Genomic DNA, 16757 nt, shown 5'->3' with positions numbered 1-16757 from the left:
TGCAGATCACTCCCCCAAATACTCAACCGCCAATTCTTCTTCTCCACCTTTAAACACACGGTACGCTTTGGCTGAGGGTCTTGAGCTGACTACCTTTTTAATTTTTTGGTCGATATAATGAACAGCCGCTCCGTCGTCTGCGGCGATGCCGGATTGCATTACCCCTTGGTTCATAAACTGACGATAGGTCGGTCTTCTTTCAGCTTCGCCGTCGTAATGCGGACAATGACTTCCTCGTAAAAAGCCGAGCGCCTCGAGCGGTTCGAGTTTGTCACCATACGAATCGGTAACACCCTGTTCGTACCAGCAAATTGAACCTGCGCTGAGTCCTGCAAGAATGACGCCTTGTTCCCAAGCCTTTTTCAAAATTTGATCCAGTCCCCACTCTTTCCACAGCACCAATAAGTTTTTCGTATTGCCGCCGCCTACATAAATAATGTCTTGCTGTAATACAAACGCTTCTAAGTTTCGTGTATGTGGTTTGAATAAAGACAAATGACTCGGCTCACAGTGTTGTTGATTGAAAAAATCATAAAATTTTTCAATATAGTTATCTGCATCTCCGCTTGCCGTTGGAATAAAACAGATTTTGGGTAGAGCTTTGTTTGCTTGTTTCAGTATGTAGTGATCGAGTAGTGGATTGTCCGGTTCCATGGAGAACCCACCACCGCCCATCGCAATAATTTGGCGCATATTTTAAATCCTCCTCTATAAAAAATTGGGATATTTATCCTTATATGATACAATTAAAAAATTCAGTTATTGGAGGAATCGATTGTGCTCATTCAAGAAATTGCGGTACAACAAATTACGGCTAGTTTAATACAAAGTTCATATGTGCGGGCTGTTTTTCTGAAGGGATCGATGGGTAGGAACGAGCACGACGAGCATTCAGACATCGACCTGTATTGCCTGGTCGACCAAGAACAAGAATCGTTATTTTTGAAAGAGCGGCTGTCTCACCTTGAAGCGTATCGCCCTGTACTATTTCAAGATGACATCTTCATCATTGCGCCACAGCTTATAGTAGTTTTTGATAATTTCCTGCATATCGATTTGTTTACGGTGACAGTAGAATCATTCACGGCAAAAGATTTTTTCAAAGTCGTTTACGATCCTGAAAATTTACTTGAACAATTCGTTGCGTCGCAAAGTCTTACGCTGAGTAAAGAGGAATACACCGACCATGTTATTGATGTTGCTTGGTTTTTATTCCAATACCGGAAAGCCGCTGCACGAGGAAATGAGATTTGGGCGGTAAAGATGCTGTCGCAAGTCCTCGAACATCTGTCCCGGGTTTTACTATATCGGTATACACCCGAACGCGCGCAACTTGGATTGAAAGCAATCAGTCGCTCACTGCCCAAAACTATTTTTGCAGAAGTCGAGAAAATGTCGACCTTAATGACGCCAGAAAATCACGCACAAGCCGCTTTAATTGTTCGATGTCTTTTAGCAAAAGAAATTGGCTGGATGCATCAGCACGTAACTGACCCTAATAAAATAATGCCCTTGATGCAAAAAATGATCACTGAACGAGTGGAAAGCACATAAAATGATGCTTTTAAAGCTAGCTAGATGACCATTCCGGTTTTAATAAAGAAAAGATCAACGCATCATGAGATTGGTTCCGTTGATACAAATAACCACGCAGTTTTCCTTCTACTGTAAAGCCTAGCTTTTGTAACAAACGATTAGATGATGTATTTTCGGGAAACGTTACAGCACCCATTCGGTATAAATCGAGTTCTGTAAAAGCATAATTTAGCACGCTGTGTATAGCTTCTTGCATGAATTGCTGACCCCAATAATCTGGATGTAATTCATAGCCAATCTCTGCTTTCTTTGCTTTTGGATTCAAGTTATTCAAACCGATTGTTCCGATAAACTGGTTTGTCTCTTTGAGGCGAATCGCCCAGCGTATGCTTCGGTTCACTTCAAAACTAAGACGGAATGAACGAATAACTTCTACAGCTTCTTCTTCGTAACTCAACGAATCCATTCCGTAATATTCGGTCACTTTGTCTCGCGACATGATGTCGAAAAATCGCACCGCATCGCTTTCTTCAACTTGGTTTAAACGCAGCCTTTTTGTTTCTAATAGAGGAAATGTCATCGCTCTGCTCCTTTTTGATTGCGTACTCGTATATTATTAAAAGTCTCTTGGGTTGATGATTGCGAGTATTTGATGGTCTTGCCATTTGCCGTTAATTTCAACATTTTTTGAAGCAATACCTTCTTGATGGAAACCTGCTTTTTCCAACACGCGAACTGAAGCATCATTTCCTGGCATAACGCCTGCTTCGATTCGGTGTAGCGCTAGTTTTTTGAAAGCATATGCCACGGTCAGCTCAATTGCTTCTGTCATATAGCCTCTACCGTTATAGGTTTTGTCTAGCGCATACCCTAGTATGGCGCTTTGCAACGGTCCTCTAATCACTTGCACTAAACTAATTGTTCCGACCAACACGTCGGTTTCATTCTCAAAAATTCCAAAGCTATACGATAAATCATCTTCTTTTTGATCGGCATAAATTTCAATAAGCTCTCGCTGCATTTCAAGCGTATAGAAATCTGAATAACGCGTAACCGAGTAGGCTTCAAAAAAGTTACGGTTTGCGACCTCTAGCTTTAGCTTTTCAGCAGCATCTCTCGGCTGAAAAAATCGGATATAAACCTGCTCACTTCTCATTAGGAAATCACTCCTTTAGATTTAAACGTTTCACGTGAAACAGTTTATTCTACTATCGTCTTACGAAAACCGTACAATGGCCGATAGCTCTGCGCTTCATAAAAACTACGTGAAGCGTCGCTAGCTAGTAATTCCAAACGAGTTTTCGGATATAGCTTATGAGCATAGCGCAGCATCTTTTTTCCGATGCCTAATTTACGATGATCTTGGTTTACCAACAATTCACAAATATAGAGAGAAATAAAACCATCTGTTAATCCTCTTAAGCACCCAACGACTCGTCCATCGATTTCAGCAACCACAGCCACCGTAGAATTTGCCCAAGCCTGCTGTGTCTCTTGCTTCTTTTCAACGAGATTGTTCCATCCTTGCTGCTTGTTCAACTCATGAATCGTTCGGAAATCAACTTCGTTGTATTTCCGAATGAGCACATCTTTTTGTTTATTCATTGGATTTTTTCAGCAAAGCGATGATTTCTTCGTTTTGTTCTATCTGTCTTTCCGAATTACTGCGGATGATCCGAACCCACCTCAATGCCATCGCAGCAATAAAAACCGGCACTAATAACGCAAATACCGCGATAATGTCTCCCATATTTTTCCCTCCTTTATTATGACTACTAAGCTTAGATTCCTGGCGAAAAGATCAGCAACAACGTAATGATAATCCCGCTAGACATTCCTAATCCCAATAAGGTATACAGATAATCATTGGGGTTCTCTGCATATTTTTTCTCAAATCCAACCTTGATAATTGTCGGTAAAAATGGTAAGGCTGCGACTGGTAGCAAAAGAAACAAATTTATAGATGCATTCGTATTGAAAAGGATAAACGTTATGACTGTCAAAGCAATACCTGACCAGAGGCTAATGATTTTGTCCCACTTTTTGTGAAGATCGTTTACATAACTATCCGTAGACGATTTGTTTTTTTCTGTTTTGAGAATTTTCTTTAGAACCTTGTCCACTAGGTAAATACTGGCTATGCTTCCACCTACGAAAAAGATAAACCGAAGCGCCACTTCACTTTCAGAAAGCTCACTCCCGACTACAGCTGCAAGATGGACTCCCGCTACAAACGCACTGAATTCCATTTAGATATCTCCTTCGAAGTTGAGTAATATTGTAATGTCTTTTATCGTATCACGAGCGTATGGAAAATTATAGATATTTTCTGATAATTCTTTTTATCTTGTCAGTAAAGGCTCATGTATGGGTGTATTTTTCTTACGCCTACACAAGCCCCCTAAAGCGTACTGAACGGTTTTATTCTAATATATTAAGGTACGACAAAAAAACACCCAGAACCTACTTTCAGCTACTGGGCGTATCTACCTTAGATATTAAACACCACCGAAAGGTAGTCTGGAAATAAACTCACCCCAAAAGTAATTAAAATAATGGTTCCAGTTACCGATTCCAATAGCGTATACAAATAGTCATTGGGATTTTCAGCATGTTTTTTTTCAAATCCTAAACGGACCAATAGCTGTATAATCCCCAACAGCACAGAAACCAGTAGAACATAAAAAAAGGCTGCTGGACCATAATTGATCGCTACAAGCGATATGATAAAGACTATTACTGCTGAGAGGCCATTCAATATCCGATCCCATTTTTTATGCACATCATTTACGCGAGTGTCTGAAAAAAATGCTTTTCTCTCCACTCCAAGAATTTTCCTTAACAACATGTTGACTAAAAAGATACTCGATACGACTCCAAGTAGGAAAAGGAAAATCCGCCATCCAACATCTTCAACAATCACTCTCAGCACCTCCTTCGCTCGCCACCGCTCTCCCCGCTACTCTCCCAGAAAACAGGCAGCTACCAAGAAAAGTTCCTTCTAATGAGCGATATCCATGGATACCCCCGCCACCAAATCCGGCAACTTCTCCTGCAGCATAGAGTCCAGGTACCGGTTGACCGGTATCACCGAGTACTCGTGCGGATAAATCCGTTTGCAGACCACCTAAAGTTTTGCGGCTCAAAATGTGTAAACGAACGGCAGTAAGCGGTCCTTTTTTACGATCCAGTAATTTATGCGGTGCCGCTACTCGAATTAAACGGTCTCCCCGATAATTTCGAGCACCTCGCATCGCCGTAATTTGCAAATCCTTAGAGAATTTATTATCGAGCTGCGCATCTCGCGCGCTAATTTGCTGCTTGATTCGAGCAAAATCCAATAAGTTTTCCCCCGTTAATTTGTTCATACGAGCGACTAACTCTTCCAGTGTCTCTGCGACAACAAAATCTTCGCCTTTATCCATAAAAGCTTTTACCGGTGCTGTTGCTCCTGCGCGGACTCGAGACAAGACTTGAGGAATGCTTTTGCCAGTTAAGTCAGGATTTTGCTCAGATCCTGATAGCGCAAACTCTTTTTCAATAATTTTCTGCGTCAAAATAAACCACGAATAACTGTAGCCCGTTTTTTGGATAGTCTCAAGTGTTCCGAGCGTATCAAATCCTGGAAAATTAGGCGCAGAAAAGCGTTTACCTGTTGCATCAAACCACATCGAAGACGGACCTGGCAAAATTCGGATGCCGTGTTTGTTCCAAACCGGGTTCCAATTCTTAATGCCTTCAGTGTAATGCCACATCCGGTCACGATTAACGATTCGCCCACCTGCTTTTTCGGTAATAGCCAGCATGCGTCCATCTACGTGCGCAGGCACTCCTGTGAGCATGGTTTCTGGTGCTATACCCAAACGACTTGGCCAATTTTTTCGAATCAATTCATGGTTGGCACCAATTCCGCCACTTGTGATAATGACCGCTTTTGCTTCACACCGAAAATTGCTGACAACGTTTCGTGAACTGGCTTCTCCACGCTTTACATCACTCGTCTCTAATAACGATCCTGTCACACCTGTTACTCGCCCACCTTTTATCATTAATTCATCTACTCGGTGCCGTGGCTGGTAATCGATTAACCCATTCTTGATATGTTCCCGAACACGTCTCTCAAATGGTGCGACAATTCCCGGTCCTGTTCCCCAAACGATATGAAAGCGCGGCACAGAATTGCCATGTCCTTCTGCTAAATAACCACCCCGTTCTGCCCATCCAACGACAGGAAAAAATTTGACGCCCATATCAGCAAGCCAGTTTCGTTTTTCATAGGTTGCAAAGTCTACGTAGGCTTCAGCCCATTTCTTGCCCCAATAATCTTCATCTTGCTCTTTATCAAAACCAGCTGCCCCAAGCCAGTCTTGCCAAGCCAACTCTTTTGAATCATTAATGCCCATTCTCCTTTGTTCCGGTGAGTCGACTAAAAACAGTCCGCCAAAAGACCACCACGCCTGTCCGCCAAAAGAAGCTGCTGGCTCCTGGTCTAGTAACAACACTTTTTTGCCAGCGTCTGCGATTTCCGCAGCCGCCACTAACCCTGCAAGCCCTGCTCCTACCACAATCGCACTTGGTTCCATTTAGACATCCCCTTTGATGTTCAATGAGTTTTTCGTTTTATCGTATCATGTACGTTTGGAAAATTATAGATATTTTTCATTATTTTCTGATAGTTCTATCTACTATGCAACTAAATTTGCTGGAACGCGCGTATCTTGCGCTGACCGCGCGTATCTCCCGCTGAACGTGCGTATTCTCCGCTGAACGTGCGTATCTTCCGCTGAACGCGCGTATCTTCCGTTGAACGTGCGTATCTCCCGCTGAACGTGCGTATCTTCCGTTGAACGTGCGTATCTCCCGCTGAACGTGCGTATCTCCCGCTGAACGTGCGTATCTTGCGCTGACCGCGCGTATCTCCCGCTGAACGTGCGTATTCTCCGCTGACCGTGCGTATCTTCCGCTGAACGCGCGTATCTTCCGTTGAACGTGCGTATCTTCCGCTGAACGTGCGTATCTTCCGCTGACCGCGCGTATCTTCCGCTGAACGCGCGTATCTTCCGCTGAACGCGCGTATCTTCCGTTGAACGTGCGTATTCTTCCGTTGAACGTGCGTATCTCCCGCTGACCGTGCGTATCTTGCGCTGACCGTGCGTATTCTTCCGCTGAACGCGCGTATCTTCCGCTGACCGCGCGTATCTTCCGCTGACCGCGCGTATCTTCCGTTGAACGTGCGTATCTCCCGCTGAACGTGCGTATCTTCCGCTGACCGCGCGTATCTCCCGCTGAACGTGCGTATCTTCCGCTGAACGTGCGTATCTTCCGCTGAACGTGCGTATTCTCCTTTGAACGTGCGTATTCCTCAAAAATCGTGTACAACCGCACCTACCCACAAGAAAATCGACAAAAAAACACCCCAAACCAGCAAGACTGGTCCAGGATGTTGCACTTACTCTAAATGCTTTCGTTGAAAATCGGCAATGCTCTCATATTCTGCTGTTAAAAGGCGCGACAAGCGGATATAAATCGGCAAGAGCTCACGATAAATACCAGCTGACGTTTCATCTGGCTCATGCGTGTGCGTTTGGCCGATCATTTCGGAAACGATACTGAAATCATCAACTTCGCCGATCGCATACATGCCGAGAACGACTGCCCCGAGACACGAGCTTTCAAAGCTTTCGGGAATAACTACGGGTTTATCGAAGACATCAGCCATCAGCTGACGCCACATTCCTGAACGAGCAAAGCCGCCAGATGCTTGGATACGCGTTGGCTCGCCGGTCAATTCCTCGACCGCCAGCAGGACGGTATACAAATTAAAGACAATGCCTTCTAACACAGCTCGAATCATATGTTGCTTTTTATGATGAATGCTCAATCCAAAAAACGACCCACGCGCATTCGCGTCCCATAGAGGGGCTCGCTCTCCTGTTAAATAGGGATGAAACAGCAAGCCGTCCGCTCCAGGATTGACCGTCTCAGCGATTTTCGTCAGCACATCGTACGGATCGATGCCGAGACGCTTCGCGGTTTCCACTTCAGATGAAGCAAACTCGTCACGTAGCCAGCGCAAGACGATACCGCCATTATTGACAGGTCCGCCGACTACCCAATGATTTTCCGTTAAGGCATAACAAAATGTCCGTCCTTTTGGATCGGTTTTCGGCTCGGTCGTGACCGTACGGATGGCCCCACTTGTGCCGATTGTTACAGCTAGGACACCTGGTTCGATGGCATCTACTCCTAGATTTGCGAGCACTCCATCACTCGCGCCAATAATAAATGGAACGTCTTCAGGAATGCCCATAAACAAGGCGTGTTCCGAGTCGATACCTGTCAATTGATGGGTTGTCGGAACCGGTCGCGCCAACTGCTCGGGCGTGATACCTGCTACTCCCAACGCCTCTTTGTCCCAATCCAATTCCCGCAAATTAAATAATCCGGTTGCAGACGCAATTGAATGATCAACAACGTACTCTCCAAACAATTCCTGAAAGACAAATTCCTTAATGCCAATAAACTTAGCAGCCTGCTCAAAAACTTCCGGCTTTTCGTCTTTTAACCACAACAATTTGGATAGTGGTGACATCGCGTGAATGGGCGTACCTGTGCGTAAGTAAATTTCGTGGCCATTCAGTCGTTCTTTGATGTACTTCGCATGTTTTGAACTTCTTGTGTCGGCCCACGTGATGCTTTGCGTTAGCAAATTCCCCTTAGCATCTACTGCAATCAGACTGTGCATGGCTGAGCTAAAAGATACGAGTTTCAGTTGATTCGTATCGATTTCACTTTTACGGATGGTTTTTCGAACGGAACTTAACACCGCTCGGAAAATCTCCTCTGGGTCTTGTTCGGCCACTAACGGATTTGGCGTTTCGAGCGCATAAAAAACCGTGTCTGCCGCTAGGATTTTACCGGATTTATCAAATAAAACCGCTTTGGTGGAAGTCGTACCAATGTCTACCCCAAGATAATATGACTGTTCAGGCATAAGAGCCCTCCTCTATAGACAAGAAGAGAAAAAGGCGAAATCCCCTTTTTCTCTTTCAAGTTTAATTTAGATAAAAAAGCTGATGATTAACACTACCACGAAACCGGTTAACCCGATAATGGTTTCCATAACCGTCCAGGATTTTAAGGTATCCTTGACGTCCATTCCGAAATATCGGTTAACCAACCAGAATCCAGAATCGTTGACGTGTGATAACACGGTCGCGCCTGAAGCGATAGCAATAACAATAAGTCCGAGAGCAGGTCCGGTCATACCAACGATTTCAAGAAGTGGCGTGATCAGACCCGCTGCTGTTACCATCGCAACCGTTGCAGATCCTTGCGCAACACGAACTGCTGCGGCGATCAGGAATGCTAAAACGATTGGCGGCAACGCCGAATCGCCCATCATGTCACCAAGTACTGCACCAACTCCTGAGTCGATTAATACTTGTTTGAAAACGCCGCCTGCTCCTGTGACTAAGATGATAATCCCAGCAGGCTCAAGCGCTTTAGTAGCAATGTCTTGTACTTCTTGACGCGAATAACCACGTTTTGTCCCAAGTAGATAAAACGTCAGCAACGTAGCAATTGTCAGCGCCACGAAAGGATGACCAAGGAACGTCAAAATCTCACGTACGGTATTGCCTTCTTCTAGTAAGACGGCTGACAGCGTATTTAATAGGATCAATACAAGTGGAATCGAAATCAACGAAGTGATCATCGCAAAACTTGGTAGTTCTTTATCGTATTCCTTTTTTTCAAGTTCCATATAATCTGGAATTAACACATGAATTTTTTTGCCGATAAAGCGACCAAACACTGGCCCTGCTAAAATCATCGCTGGAATCCCCGCAAGCACACCGAACAAAATAACCCAACCAAGTTCCGCCCCAACCAGTTCAGCAACCGCGATCGGTCCTGGAGTTGGTGGGATAAAGCTATGCGTAACGGCTAGACCCGCAAGTAGCGGAATTCCGTAATGCAAAAGCGACTTGCCTGTTTTTCTAGCCAAACCGTAAACAATTGGTACTAAGATGATAAAACCAACATCAAAAAATACAGGAATCGCAACAATAAATCCCGTAACCCCTAATGCCCATGGTGCTTTGTCTTCACCAAATTTACTAATCATCGTAGAAGCCAAACGTTCTGCCCCACCCGATACTTCTAGCATTTTACCGAACATAGCACCAAGACCTACTACGACAGCAACAAAGCCTAGTGTGCCTCCCATACCATTTTGAATGGATGTAATGACTTCGTTAAGTGGCATGCCCGCCGCAATACCTACCAATAAACTGACTAGTAATAATGCTACAAAAGCGTGTAATTTCGTACGAATAACTAAAAATAGCAATAAGAATATACCTGCAAGTGCGACCATAATCAACGTTGAACCTGACAAATTTTCTCCCCCTCAATGTGTAACTAATTTATAGTTGGATACTCCGTAAATTAACTCTGTTTTTTCACAAGAGTCTCTTTTCACGAAGTAAAAGTTATTTCTTCTCTACTGCGTGTCCACCGAATTCGTTGCGTTGTGCGGCTACGACTTTTCCTGCAAAAGTATCGTCTTCTAATGAACGGTAGCGCATCATAAGTGACAAGGTAATTACCGGTGCTGGTACATTTAAGTCGAGTGCTGTTTCCACTGTCCACTTTCCTTCGCCTGAAGAGTTCATCACCCCTTTGATGCCCTCTAGTTTCGCGTCTTTGGAAAATGCATTTTTGGTCATTTCCATTAAGTAGGAGCTGATGATCGAGCCATTGTTCCAAACGTCAGCAACTTTCTCAAAGTTATAATCAAATGGACTTTTGTTGAGAATATCAAAGCCTTCGGCAATTGACTGCATCATGCCGTATTCAATACCGTTGTGAATCATTTTCAAGAAATGCCCACTACCTGCTTCACCCGTGTACAAATAACCGTCTTCTACAGAAATGTCTTTTAAAAGGGGCTCGATGGTTTTGAACTTCTCTGCGTCGCCACCAATCATCGAACAAATACCATGACGTGCTCCATCTGTTCCACCACTCGTTCCGCAATCAAAGAAGAACATATTATGTTCTTTTAAAATCGCCGCGCGTCGTAATGTATCTTTGTAATTCGAGTTTCCACCATCAATAATGGCATCTCCCTCTTCAAGCAAAGGGATTAATTGCTCGATAACTGTTTCTGTAATTTCGCCTGCAGGTACCATCAACCACAGCGTGCGCGGTGCTTCTAGTTGCTTGACCATTTCTTCAATAGAAGAAACTTGTGTGAAACCGCTTTCTTTGATTTCGGTATGGCTGTCATAGCCGATTACCTCATGGCCGTGATCCACTATATTCAGTGCAAGATTTAATCCCATCTTGCCTAACCCTATAATCCCAATTTCCATTGTAGAATCCTCCTCATAAAAAAGAATTTTTTTCTTTATTAAGTTCATTGTATCAAATATTTTTCCGCACGCAACATGTTATTGTATAATAGACGAAACTATTTAGACAGAAACGAGGCGCGGAGTATGAAAGAACAGCAATTTGCGCTGGCTGCCATACGCGGTAGTTACCGCCATTTTAGTGAAAAAGAAAAAAAGATTGCCGATTATGTCTTACATGATCCAAAAAACATTATTCATTTGACCATCAATCAAATCGCGGATGAGTTGGGATTAGCTGAATCGACTATTTTCCGCTTTTGCCAACGAATCGGCTTTAAAGGTTTCCAAGCATTTAAAATTTCGCTTGCTGCGGAAGTCGTAGCGCCTTTAAAAGATATTCACGAAAAAATTGAAGAAGGCGACAGCATTCGCGTTGTCACCGAAAAAGTATTCCGTTCTAACATCAAAACGCTTGAAGATACGCTTCAAATTGTGGATGCAGAAGCGATGGAACAGGCGACCCATAAACTGATGCATGCTCGAAAGATCGACTTTTATGGCAATGGTGGTTCTGCTATGGTCGCGATGGACGGCTACCATAAATTTGTTCGTTTAGGCCTTCACGTTTCTATGAATTTGGATTCTCATATGCAACTGATGGCCGCTTCTCAACTGCAATCAGATGATGTGGCGATTGTTATTTCTCATTCAGGTTCGACTACTGATATTCTTGACGTTCTTCATGTGTTGAAGGAAAAAGGCGTTACTATTATCTCTGTCACAAATTTTGCTAAATCGCCTTTGTCTAAGGAAGCGGACATCGCTCTTTATACCGTTTCAGAAGAAACTGATTTCCGTTCTGAAGCATTGGCTTCCCGTATCGCCCAACTGAGTTTGATCGATGCGCTTTATACCAATTTAATGATTGCTCGCGGCACTGACGGCAAAAAAGCACTTCAAGATATGCGCGAAGCGATGGCTCACAAACGGTTATAACAACAAAAAGCTTGCTCCTTTTGATAGGAGCGAGCTTTTTTTAATCAGGCTTCTTCCATAGAAACAACAAGCTTTCCTCTGGCATGTCCTGTCTCTGTTTTCTGTAACGCATCCAGTGCTTGTTCAAATGAGTAGACGTGTTCTATTACTAGATGGAGCTTTTTTTCTACCATATCTTGAATTAGCATGTTTACTGCCTCTTGTATGCTGAGTTGATGCTGCATTTGCTCTACTTTAGTCTCTCTTTCCGAATCTACTTTGTCACCTGAAACCGTTACTACTTTTCCGCCAGTTTTTACTATATCCATACTATCTTTGCTCGTTCCGCGGTGAATAGCTAAAGCTGCGTCTACTCCTTCTGGCATCCATTGCTTGATTTGATCTTTCCATTCAGCAATTGAATAATCAACTGCTTTTTCAGCTCCAAGTAACAGTAAGTGTGGATGATTTTTGCTGGAGGCAGAACCAATTACTCGAATCCCTCGGTTTTTCGCCAATTGAATCACGATTGTTCCAATTGCTCCTGAAGCCCCAGCTACAAATAACGTATTTCCTGGTTTAAGGTCAAGAGTCCGCAAGCTTTCTAAAGCGGTTTTTCCGGCTACTGGGATGGCTGCACCTTGAATAAAACTAATGCTATGGGGCATTGCTACAAGCATCTCACACGAAACAGCCGCGTATTGTGCCCAGCATCCGCCTTTTAGTTGAAAGCTACTCGACAAAATCACTCGATCGCCTAGTCCAAAACCGGAAACTTCACTCCCCATCTTTATAATGACACCCGCTGCTTCAGATCCAATCACATAAGGAAAGGTCGCATTCGGAGGAACAACATACCGATCATGCATCCCTACTCCAAAAGCTTGAATTTCTACCAGCACTTCGGCTTCAGTTATTTTAGGAATTGCTAGTTCCTGTAATTCAACTTCCTGAGTTGACGCACTTGTTCTGACGTAAGCTTTCATCTTCTCCATCCTCTCTAGTCTTTGAATAGATAATCAATCGACTTAATTTATTTGAATATTCAAACTAAAAATCATTATACTTACTAGTATCTCAACAAAATCTTATGATTCAAATTTTATGAACTTTTATTGAAAAAATAATGTCATTGAAAATCGTTAGTGAGCAACTCAGTGCTTGTCAGTCACGAATTCTATTGATCATGCAAACAGATGCTTTGACATTAAGCTATAGACTGTTATAAATTAATGAAATGAATCCCGATAGATTTTATAAGGATTAACAGTAATTGAAAATAGGAGTGAAAATATGAAAGCTGTATGGAATCGATACCTTACGACATCATTGATTTTAAAAATCACAATTGCACTTATACTCGGCGTTGCCGTTGGACTAATTTTTGGAGAGCAGGCGGCTGTTTTGGCTCCGCTTGGTGATTTGTTACTGAACTTGTTAACTTTCTTAATCATTCCGTTAATTCTTTTCACAATGATGGTCGGCATTAACCAATCATCCATTGGGGATCTTGGACGAATGGGTGGAAAAGTGTTTATTTACTACACATTGAGTTCTGCTTTTGCCATTATTGTGGGCCTTGCAGTGGCTAGCTTGTTACAGCCTGGCATGGGAATGCAATTACAAGGCAATGAAACCTTTGATGTTCCAGAAAACCCAGGAGTCATCAATGTGCTATTAAACATTGTTCCTTCTAATATTTTCACAGCTTTTACTGAGCTTAACTTGCTCGGCATTATTTTTACCGCTTTTGCTTTTGGCATTGCATTGTCTTACATGCGCAATTCCACTGAATTGGGAAGCTTAGGCGAGCATTTGTACAAAACCGTTAATGCACTAAATGAAATGACGTTGATCGTACTGAAAGCGATTCTGCAGTATGTACCGATTGGGATTTTTGCTATTATGGCAAAAACCGTTGGAAGCCAAGGCTTAGATACGTTATTTTCCCTAGGTGAGATGATTTTAGTGTTATATGCCGCATTACTTGTTCAAATCCTGCTCTATGTATTGCTTCTATTCGTGTTTAAAGTGAATCCGTTAGAATTTTTCAAACAAGCACGGACGCCGATGTTGACTGCGTTTGTGACACAAAGCAGTTCTGGTACGTTGCCATTAACTTTGAATGCTGCTAAAAACTTAGGATTATCAAAAAGTTTATACGGCTTTAGTTTACCGCTCGGTGCCACGATCAATATGGACGGCGCAGCAATACGAATTGCCGTTTCTGCCGTTTTCGCAGCAAATCTTGTTGGAGACCCACTGAGTCTTTCTGAAATGCTCATGGTTGTCCTTGTCGGTACACTGGCATCAATCGGAACTGCTGGTGTTCCAGGTGCTGGGATTGTCATGATTGCTACCGTATTCGTCCAGCTGGGATTGCCAATAGAAGCTGTCGCATTACTAACAGCTATTGATGCAATTGTCGGAATGGGTGCTACAGGGCTTAACGTTACGGGAGACCTAGTAGGTACGACAGTGATTGATAAAAATGAAAAGAAACGACAAACTGTATCCTGACTGCTAAATAGATAAAATCCCCCGAACTGAGCTAGTGCTCAGTTCAGGGGATTTTTTTAATGTATTTCTACAAGTTGCTAGTATGTTCTACAAATTTTTACTAGGCTTTCCTTTTTTAACAGCAAGCAGATGATAGTCAACACTCGCTTCACGGTAGTCTGTATATTCATCGATAAGGATTTCCCATTCAGATGGCGACTCGTCAATAATTTCCTTTAAAATCTTTTCACCTTTATCGCCTTTAATGATACAGTTCACGAAAACTCCGCCTTCTTTAAGCTGAGTAAGGATCATCTCTACCAATTCGGTTTCTTTTTTTAAATCATTTTTGTAAAAATGCAACATCGAATCTAGTAACACAACATCGACATCTTTTGAAATTTGATATGTGTATACATCACCAACTATTCCTTCTACAGTTAACTCTCTCTTCTTAGCTTCTCGATTCAACTGTTCAATACCAACAACCGAATGGTCAATTCCAATTACGTTGTAACCAAGCTCACCTAGTGACAATGCATCTCTTCCTTGCCCACAACCTAAATCAACAACAGTTCCTTTAGGTTGAAAAGTCGAGAAAAATTCCAGTAGTCCTGGATAAGGGTTTCCAAAATAGTTTTCTTCTTTATAATACCCATCATATGCTACTTTTTTCATCTGAACCCACCTCTATTAAAATCTTTTTTTTTACTTAGAAAGCAACAAGTCATTCGCTAGGATAAATCGATTCTCAATCTTTCTCCTAACCTATTCGCCTTGTTGTATCCGATCTCTTTCAGTTATCCTATTACAGAGGATAACAAAGGAGTTGACTTGAATGACGACTATTGGATTGGTACGGCATGGCATCACAGATTGGAACATACAAGGCATAGCGCAAGGTTCTGCAGACGTTCCCCTCAATGAAACCGGCAGACAACAAGCCGCGTCACTTGCAGAACGACTCGTTTCTGAAGAAGAATGGGACGTCATTATCTCTAGTGATTTAGCACGTGCTAAAGAAACCGCTGAAATTATTGGTAACACGCTTGGTTTACCCGTTCATCATTTTGAACCACGGCTGCGTGAGCGAAGTGGTGGCAAAATCGAAGGCACAACAGAAGAGGAACGTCTTGAAAAATGGGGAGCCGATTGGCGTACCTTAGATTTAGCGATGGAAAACTTGGAAGACGCTGCTGCAAGAGGACTGGCATGTGTTCAAGATGTCTTAGAACATTTCAGTGATCAACGTGTATTGCTTGTCAGCCATGGCGCTTTGATTGGTCTAACGTTGCAAAAACTAATGCCTGAAACGTTCCAAAAAACGTCTATGGATAACACCTCTATCACGTTATTAACGAATACTGAAAATCAATGGAGTTGCTCTCTATTTAACTGCACAACGCACTTAGTAAAAAGCGAAAGCTATTGATTGCTAGCATAACTTGCTGCTTCTGCAATAGTTACTTTCCATGAAACCACTGTCGTGCTGTCACGAACGTGGTTTTTTTGAATTGTAGCGAGTAGAGCACTTACGCTATCAGTGGTAGCGGTGTCCTTACATTGTTGCCAAATACTGTCGGGTTCAGAAAATACGGCGCCAGGACATTCTACCAGTCCATCTGTCGTCAGCAAGAGCTGATTTTCTCCTTGCCGTAATTCTCGGACACCGCTACTAAAACTGGGCACCGCTTGTTCAAAAGTATTTACTTGTCCAATCCATTCATAAAATTGTCGTTGGTTAAGCTGATACTGTCCAAAATCGATCAATTCGGGATGAAACAAGTATAGTAGGCAATCACCGACAGAAAACCAGTAAAGGTACTTTTCTTTTCTCACCGCAATTAGACAGGCTGTCTCGCCTTCAACACGACGACATGCCTCTAAAAAACTGTCTTCTTGAAATAGTTGCAGCAACCTTTTTTCTAATTCACTAAAAACCCCAACACTAACCTTACCAGATAGTAAAGAAGCGACAATACTCATATTTTTTTGAAATTGCCTAACAACCAATTCAGCACTTTCAGCTGAACGATGGGCATCCAAAATCATAACAAATTCCCAATCTTCTTTTTCGTCCATCCAAATCAAGCAACCGTCTTCATTTTTAACTTGGCCAGCTGTAGAATTTCCGCCAAACCGGCCGAGTATCAAATGGTTGAATTGCTGAATGTCTAGTTGATCGATATAAGCGTTATTGCTCCCTACCCAACTGATGATTTCTCTTTGACGTGGCATGAAAATCCCTCTTTCCCTATTCTTTCAATTATAAATGACGGCTAGTAAATTAAATAGAAAAAGAATTCGGTACTAACAGCACAGACATTTATATCCAAAATGTGATAAAGTGAATAGCAGTGAGCAACTCAAATTCGAACGCAAAAG

At 42.7% G+C, this 16757-nt stretch carries 18 protein-coding genes; 4 read left to right on the top strand and 14 right to left on the bottom strand.

The window, feature by feature from the left end; all coding sequences use genetic code 11:
• Positions 1–6: 6 nt before the first annotated feature.
• Complete coding sequence (locus QMF37_RS11205; protein ID WP_071152871.1) at positions 7–693, bottom strand: Type 1 glutamine amidotransferase-like domain-containing protein; 687 nt, start codon at positions 691–693, stop codon at positions 7–9.
• An 84-nt stretch (positions 694–777) separates the two neighbouring features.
• Between QMF37_RS11205 and QMF37_RS11200 the strand changes: the two genes are divergently transcribed.
• Positions 778–1554 carry a nucleotidyltransferase domain-containing protein gene (locus QMF37_RS11200; RefSeq protein WP_283478358.1) on the top strand — a complete coding sequence of 259 codons (777 nt, stop codon included), beginning with the start codon at positions 778–780 and terminating at the stop codon, positions 1552–1554.
• A 16-nt stretch (positions 1555–1570) separates the two neighbouring features.
• Here QMF37_RS11200 and QMF37_RS11195 read toward each other — a convergent pair whose 3' ends face one another.
• The 10 genes from QMF37_RS11195 to gnd form a co-directional block, all read right to left on the bottom strand.
• A complete protein-coding gene (locus QMF37_RS11195; RefSeq protein ID WP_071152873.1) occupies positions 1571–2116 on the bottom strand; it encodes a GNAT family N-acetyltransferase in 546 nt (181 codons plus the stop codon).
• Positions 2117–2152: 36 nt separating this feature from the next.
• Positions 2153–2692, bottom strand: a complete 540-nt coding sequence (locus QMF37_RS11190; RefSeq protein ID WP_071152874.1) for a GNAT family N-acetyltransferase — start codon at positions 2690–2692, stop codon at positions 2153–2155.
• A gap of 44 nt (positions 2693–2736) precedes the next feature.
• Positions 2737–3141, bottom strand: a complete 405-nt coding sequence (locus QMF37_RS11185; RefSeq protein WP_283478357.1) for a GNAT family N-acetyltransferase — start codon at positions 3139–3141, stop codon at positions 2737–2739.
• Positions 3134–3286 (bottom strand): hypothetical protein, encoded by a 153-nt coding sequence (locus tag QMF37_RS11180; protein WP_169793174.1) that lies wholly within the window; start codon positions 3284–3286, stop codon positions 3134–3136. The genes QMF37_RS11185 and QMF37_RS11180 overlap by 8 nt, the downstream gene beginning before the upstream one ends.
• A gap of 31 nt (positions 3287–3317) precedes the next feature.
• Positions 3318–3785, bottom strand: a complete 468-nt coding sequence (locus QMF37_RS11175) for a DUF4181 domain-containing protein (protein ID WP_283478356.1) — start codon at positions 3783–3785, stop codon at positions 3318–3320.
• A gap of 242 nt (positions 3786–4027) precedes the next feature.
• Positions 4028–4459 (bottom strand): DUF4181 domain-containing protein, encoded by a 432-nt coding sequence (locus tag QMF37_RS11170; RefSeq protein WP_078080785.1) that lies wholly within the window; start codon positions 4457–4459, stop codon positions 4028–4030.
• The gene (locus QMF37_RS11165) at positions 4449–6119 is read right to left on the bottom strand and encodes an FAD-binding dehydrogenase (protein ID WP_283478355.1); all 1671 of its coding nucleotides are present in this window, start codon (positions 6117–6119) and stop codon (positions 4449–4451) included. The genes QMF37_RS11170 and QMF37_RS11165 overlap by 11 nt, the downstream gene beginning before the upstream one ends.
• An 866-nt stretch (positions 6120–6985) precedes the next feature.
• Positions 6986–8530 (bottom strand): gluconokinase, encoded by a 1545-nt coding sequence (gene gntK, locus QMF37_RS11160; protein ID WP_283478354.1) that lies wholly within the window; start codon positions 8528–8530, stop codon positions 6986–6988.
• A 66-nt stretch (positions 8531–8596) separates the two neighbouring features.
• Positions 8597–9937, bottom strand: coding sequence for a GntT/GntP/DsdX family permease (locus tag QMF37_RS11155; RefSeq protein WP_283478353.1), 1341 nt, complete (start codon positions 9935–9937; stop codon positions 8597–8599).
• A 94-nt stretch (positions 9938–10031) separates the two neighbouring features.
• Positions 10032–10916: a phosphogluconate dehydrogenase (NAD(+)-dependent, decarboxylating) gene (gene gnd, locus QMF37_RS11150; RefSeq protein WP_058383989.1), complete on the bottom strand. Its 885-nt coding sequence runs from the start codon at positions 10914–10916 to the stop codon at positions 10032–10034.
• A 126-nt stretch (positions 10917–11042) separates the two neighbouring features.
• Here gnd and QMF37_RS11145 point away from each other — a divergent pair, with 126 nt between their 5' ends.
• Complete coding sequence (locus QMF37_RS11145; protein ID WP_071152878.1) at positions 11043–11894, top strand: MurR/RpiR family transcriptional regulator; 852 nt, start codon at positions 11043–11045, stop codon at positions 11892–11894.
• A 44-nt stretch (positions 11895–11938) separates the two neighbouring features.
• Here the strand turns inward: QMF37_RS11145 and QMF37_RS11140 are convergent, their stop codons facing one another.
• Positions 11939–12859 carry an NADP-dependent oxidoreductase gene (locus QMF37_RS11140; protein WP_283478352.1) on the bottom strand — a complete coding sequence of 307 codons (921 nt, stop codon included), beginning with the start codon at positions 12857–12859 and terminating at the stop codon, positions 11939–11941.
• 307 nt (positions 12860–13166) lie between these two features.
• Between QMF37_RS11140 and QMF37_RS11135 the strand changes: the two genes are divergently transcribed.
• On the top strand, positions 13167–14393 hold the full coding sequence (locus tag QMF37_RS11135) for a dicarboxylate/amino acid:cation symporter (protein ID WP_283478351.1): 1227 nt from the start codon (positions 13167–13169) through the stop codon (positions 14391–14393).
• Between the two features lie 87 nt (positions 14394–14480).
• On the opposite strand, the gene QMF37_RS11130 is transcribed toward QMF37_RS11135, so the two are convergent.
• Positions 14481–15050 carry a class I SAM-dependent methyltransferase gene (locus tag QMF37_RS11130; protein ID WP_283478350.1) on the bottom strand — a complete coding sequence of 190 codons (570 nt, stop codon included), beginning with the start codon at positions 15048–15050 and terminating at the stop codon, positions 14481–14483.
• Positions 15051–15210: 160 nt separating this feature from the next.
• On the opposite strand from QMF37_RS11130, the gene QMF37_RS11125 reads away from it, so the two are divergent.
• Positions 15211–15804, top strand: coding sequence for a histidine phosphatase family protein (locus QMF37_RS11125; RefSeq protein ID WP_283478349.1), 594 nt, complete (start codon positions 15211–15213; stop codon positions 15802–15804).
• Here the strand turns inward: QMF37_RS11125 and QMF37_RS11120 are convergent.
• Positions 15798–16610 (bottom strand): PP2C family serine/threonine-protein phosphatase, encoded by an 813-nt coding sequence (locus tag QMF37_RS11120; protein ID WP_283478348.1) that lies wholly within the window; start codon positions 16608–16610, stop codon positions 15798–15800. The genes QMF37_RS11125 and QMF37_RS11120 overlap by 7 nt on opposite strands.
• Positions 16611–16757 lie beyond the last annotated feature (147 nt).

The sequence above is a fragment of the Planococcus sp. S3-L1 genome (assembly GCF_030063085.1).
Lineage (GTDB): Bacteria > Bacillota > Bacilli > Bacillales_A > Planococcaceae > Planococcus > Planococcus kocurii.
The sequence above is the reverse complement of the archived record's forward strand: the minus strand, read 5'-3'. Positions and strand labels throughout refer to the sequence as shown.

What these genes read in the sequence shown, in the direction of transcription:
- QMF37_RS11205 (WP_071152871.1), bottom strand. Translation starts at nt 693, where the DNA reads ATGCGCCAAATTATTGCGATGGGCGGTGGTGGGTTCTCCATGGAACCG.
- QMF37_RS11195 (WP_071152873.1), bottom strand. Translation starts at nt 2,116, where the DNA reads ATGACATTTCCTCTATTAGAAACAAAAAGGCTGCGTTTAAACCAAGTT.
- QMF37_RS11190 (WP_071152874.1), bottom strand. Translation starts at nt 2,692, where the DNA reads ATGAGAAGTGAGCAGGTTTATATCCGATTTTTTCAGCCGAGAGATGCT.
- QMF37_RS11185 (WP_283478357.1), bottom strand. Translation starts at nt 3,141, where the DNA reads ATGAATAAACAAAAAGATGTGCTCATTCGGAAATACAACGAAGTTGAT.
- QMF37_RS11180 (WP_169793174.1), bottom strand. Translation starts at nt 3,286, where the DNA reads ATGGGAGACATTATCGCGGTATTTGCGTTATTAGTGCCGGTTTTTATT.
- QMF37_RS11175 (WP_283478356.1), bottom strand. Translation starts at nt 3,785, where the DNA reads ATGGAATTCAGTGCGTTTGTAGCGGGAGTCCATCTTGCAGCTGTAGTC.
- QMF37_RS11165 (WP_283478355.1), bottom strand. Translation starts at nt 6,119, where the DNA reads ATGGAACCAAGTGCGATTGTGGTAGGAGCAGGGCTTGCAGGGTTAGTG.
- gntK (WP_283478354.1), bottom strand. Translation starts at nt 8,530, where the DNA reads ATGCCTGAACAGTCATATTATCTTGGGGTAGACATTGGTACGACTTCC.
- gnd (WP_058383989.1), bottom strand. Translation starts at nt 10,916, where the DNA reads ATGGAAATTGGGATTATAGGGTTAGGCAAGATGGGATTAAATCTTGCA.
- QMF37_RS11145 (WP_071152878.1), top strand. Translation starts at nt 11,043, where the DNA reads ATGAAAGAACAGCAATTTGCGCTGGCTGCCATACGCGGTAGTTACCGC.
- QMF37_RS11140 (WP_283478352.1), bottom strand. Translation starts at nt 12,859, where the DNA reads ATGAAAGCTTACGTCAGAACAAGTGCGTCAACTCAGGAAGTTGAATTA.
- QMF37_RS11135 (WP_283478351.1), top strand. Translation starts at nt 13,167, where the DNA reads ATGAAAGCTGTATGGAATCGATACCTTACGACATCATTGATTTTAAAA.
- QMF37_RS11130 (WP_283478350.1), bottom strand. Translation starts at nt 15,050, where the DNA reads ATGAAAAAAGTAGCATATGATGGGTATTATAAAGAAGAAAACTATTTT.
- QMF37_RS11125 (WP_283478349.1), top strand. Translation starts at nt 15,211, where the DNA reads ATGACGACTATTGGATTGGTACGGCATGGCATCACAGATTGGAACATA.
- QMF37_RS11120 (WP_283478348.1), bottom strand. Translation starts at nt 16,610, where the DNA reads ATGCCACGTCAAAGAGAAATCATCAGTTGGGTAGGGAGCAATAACGCT.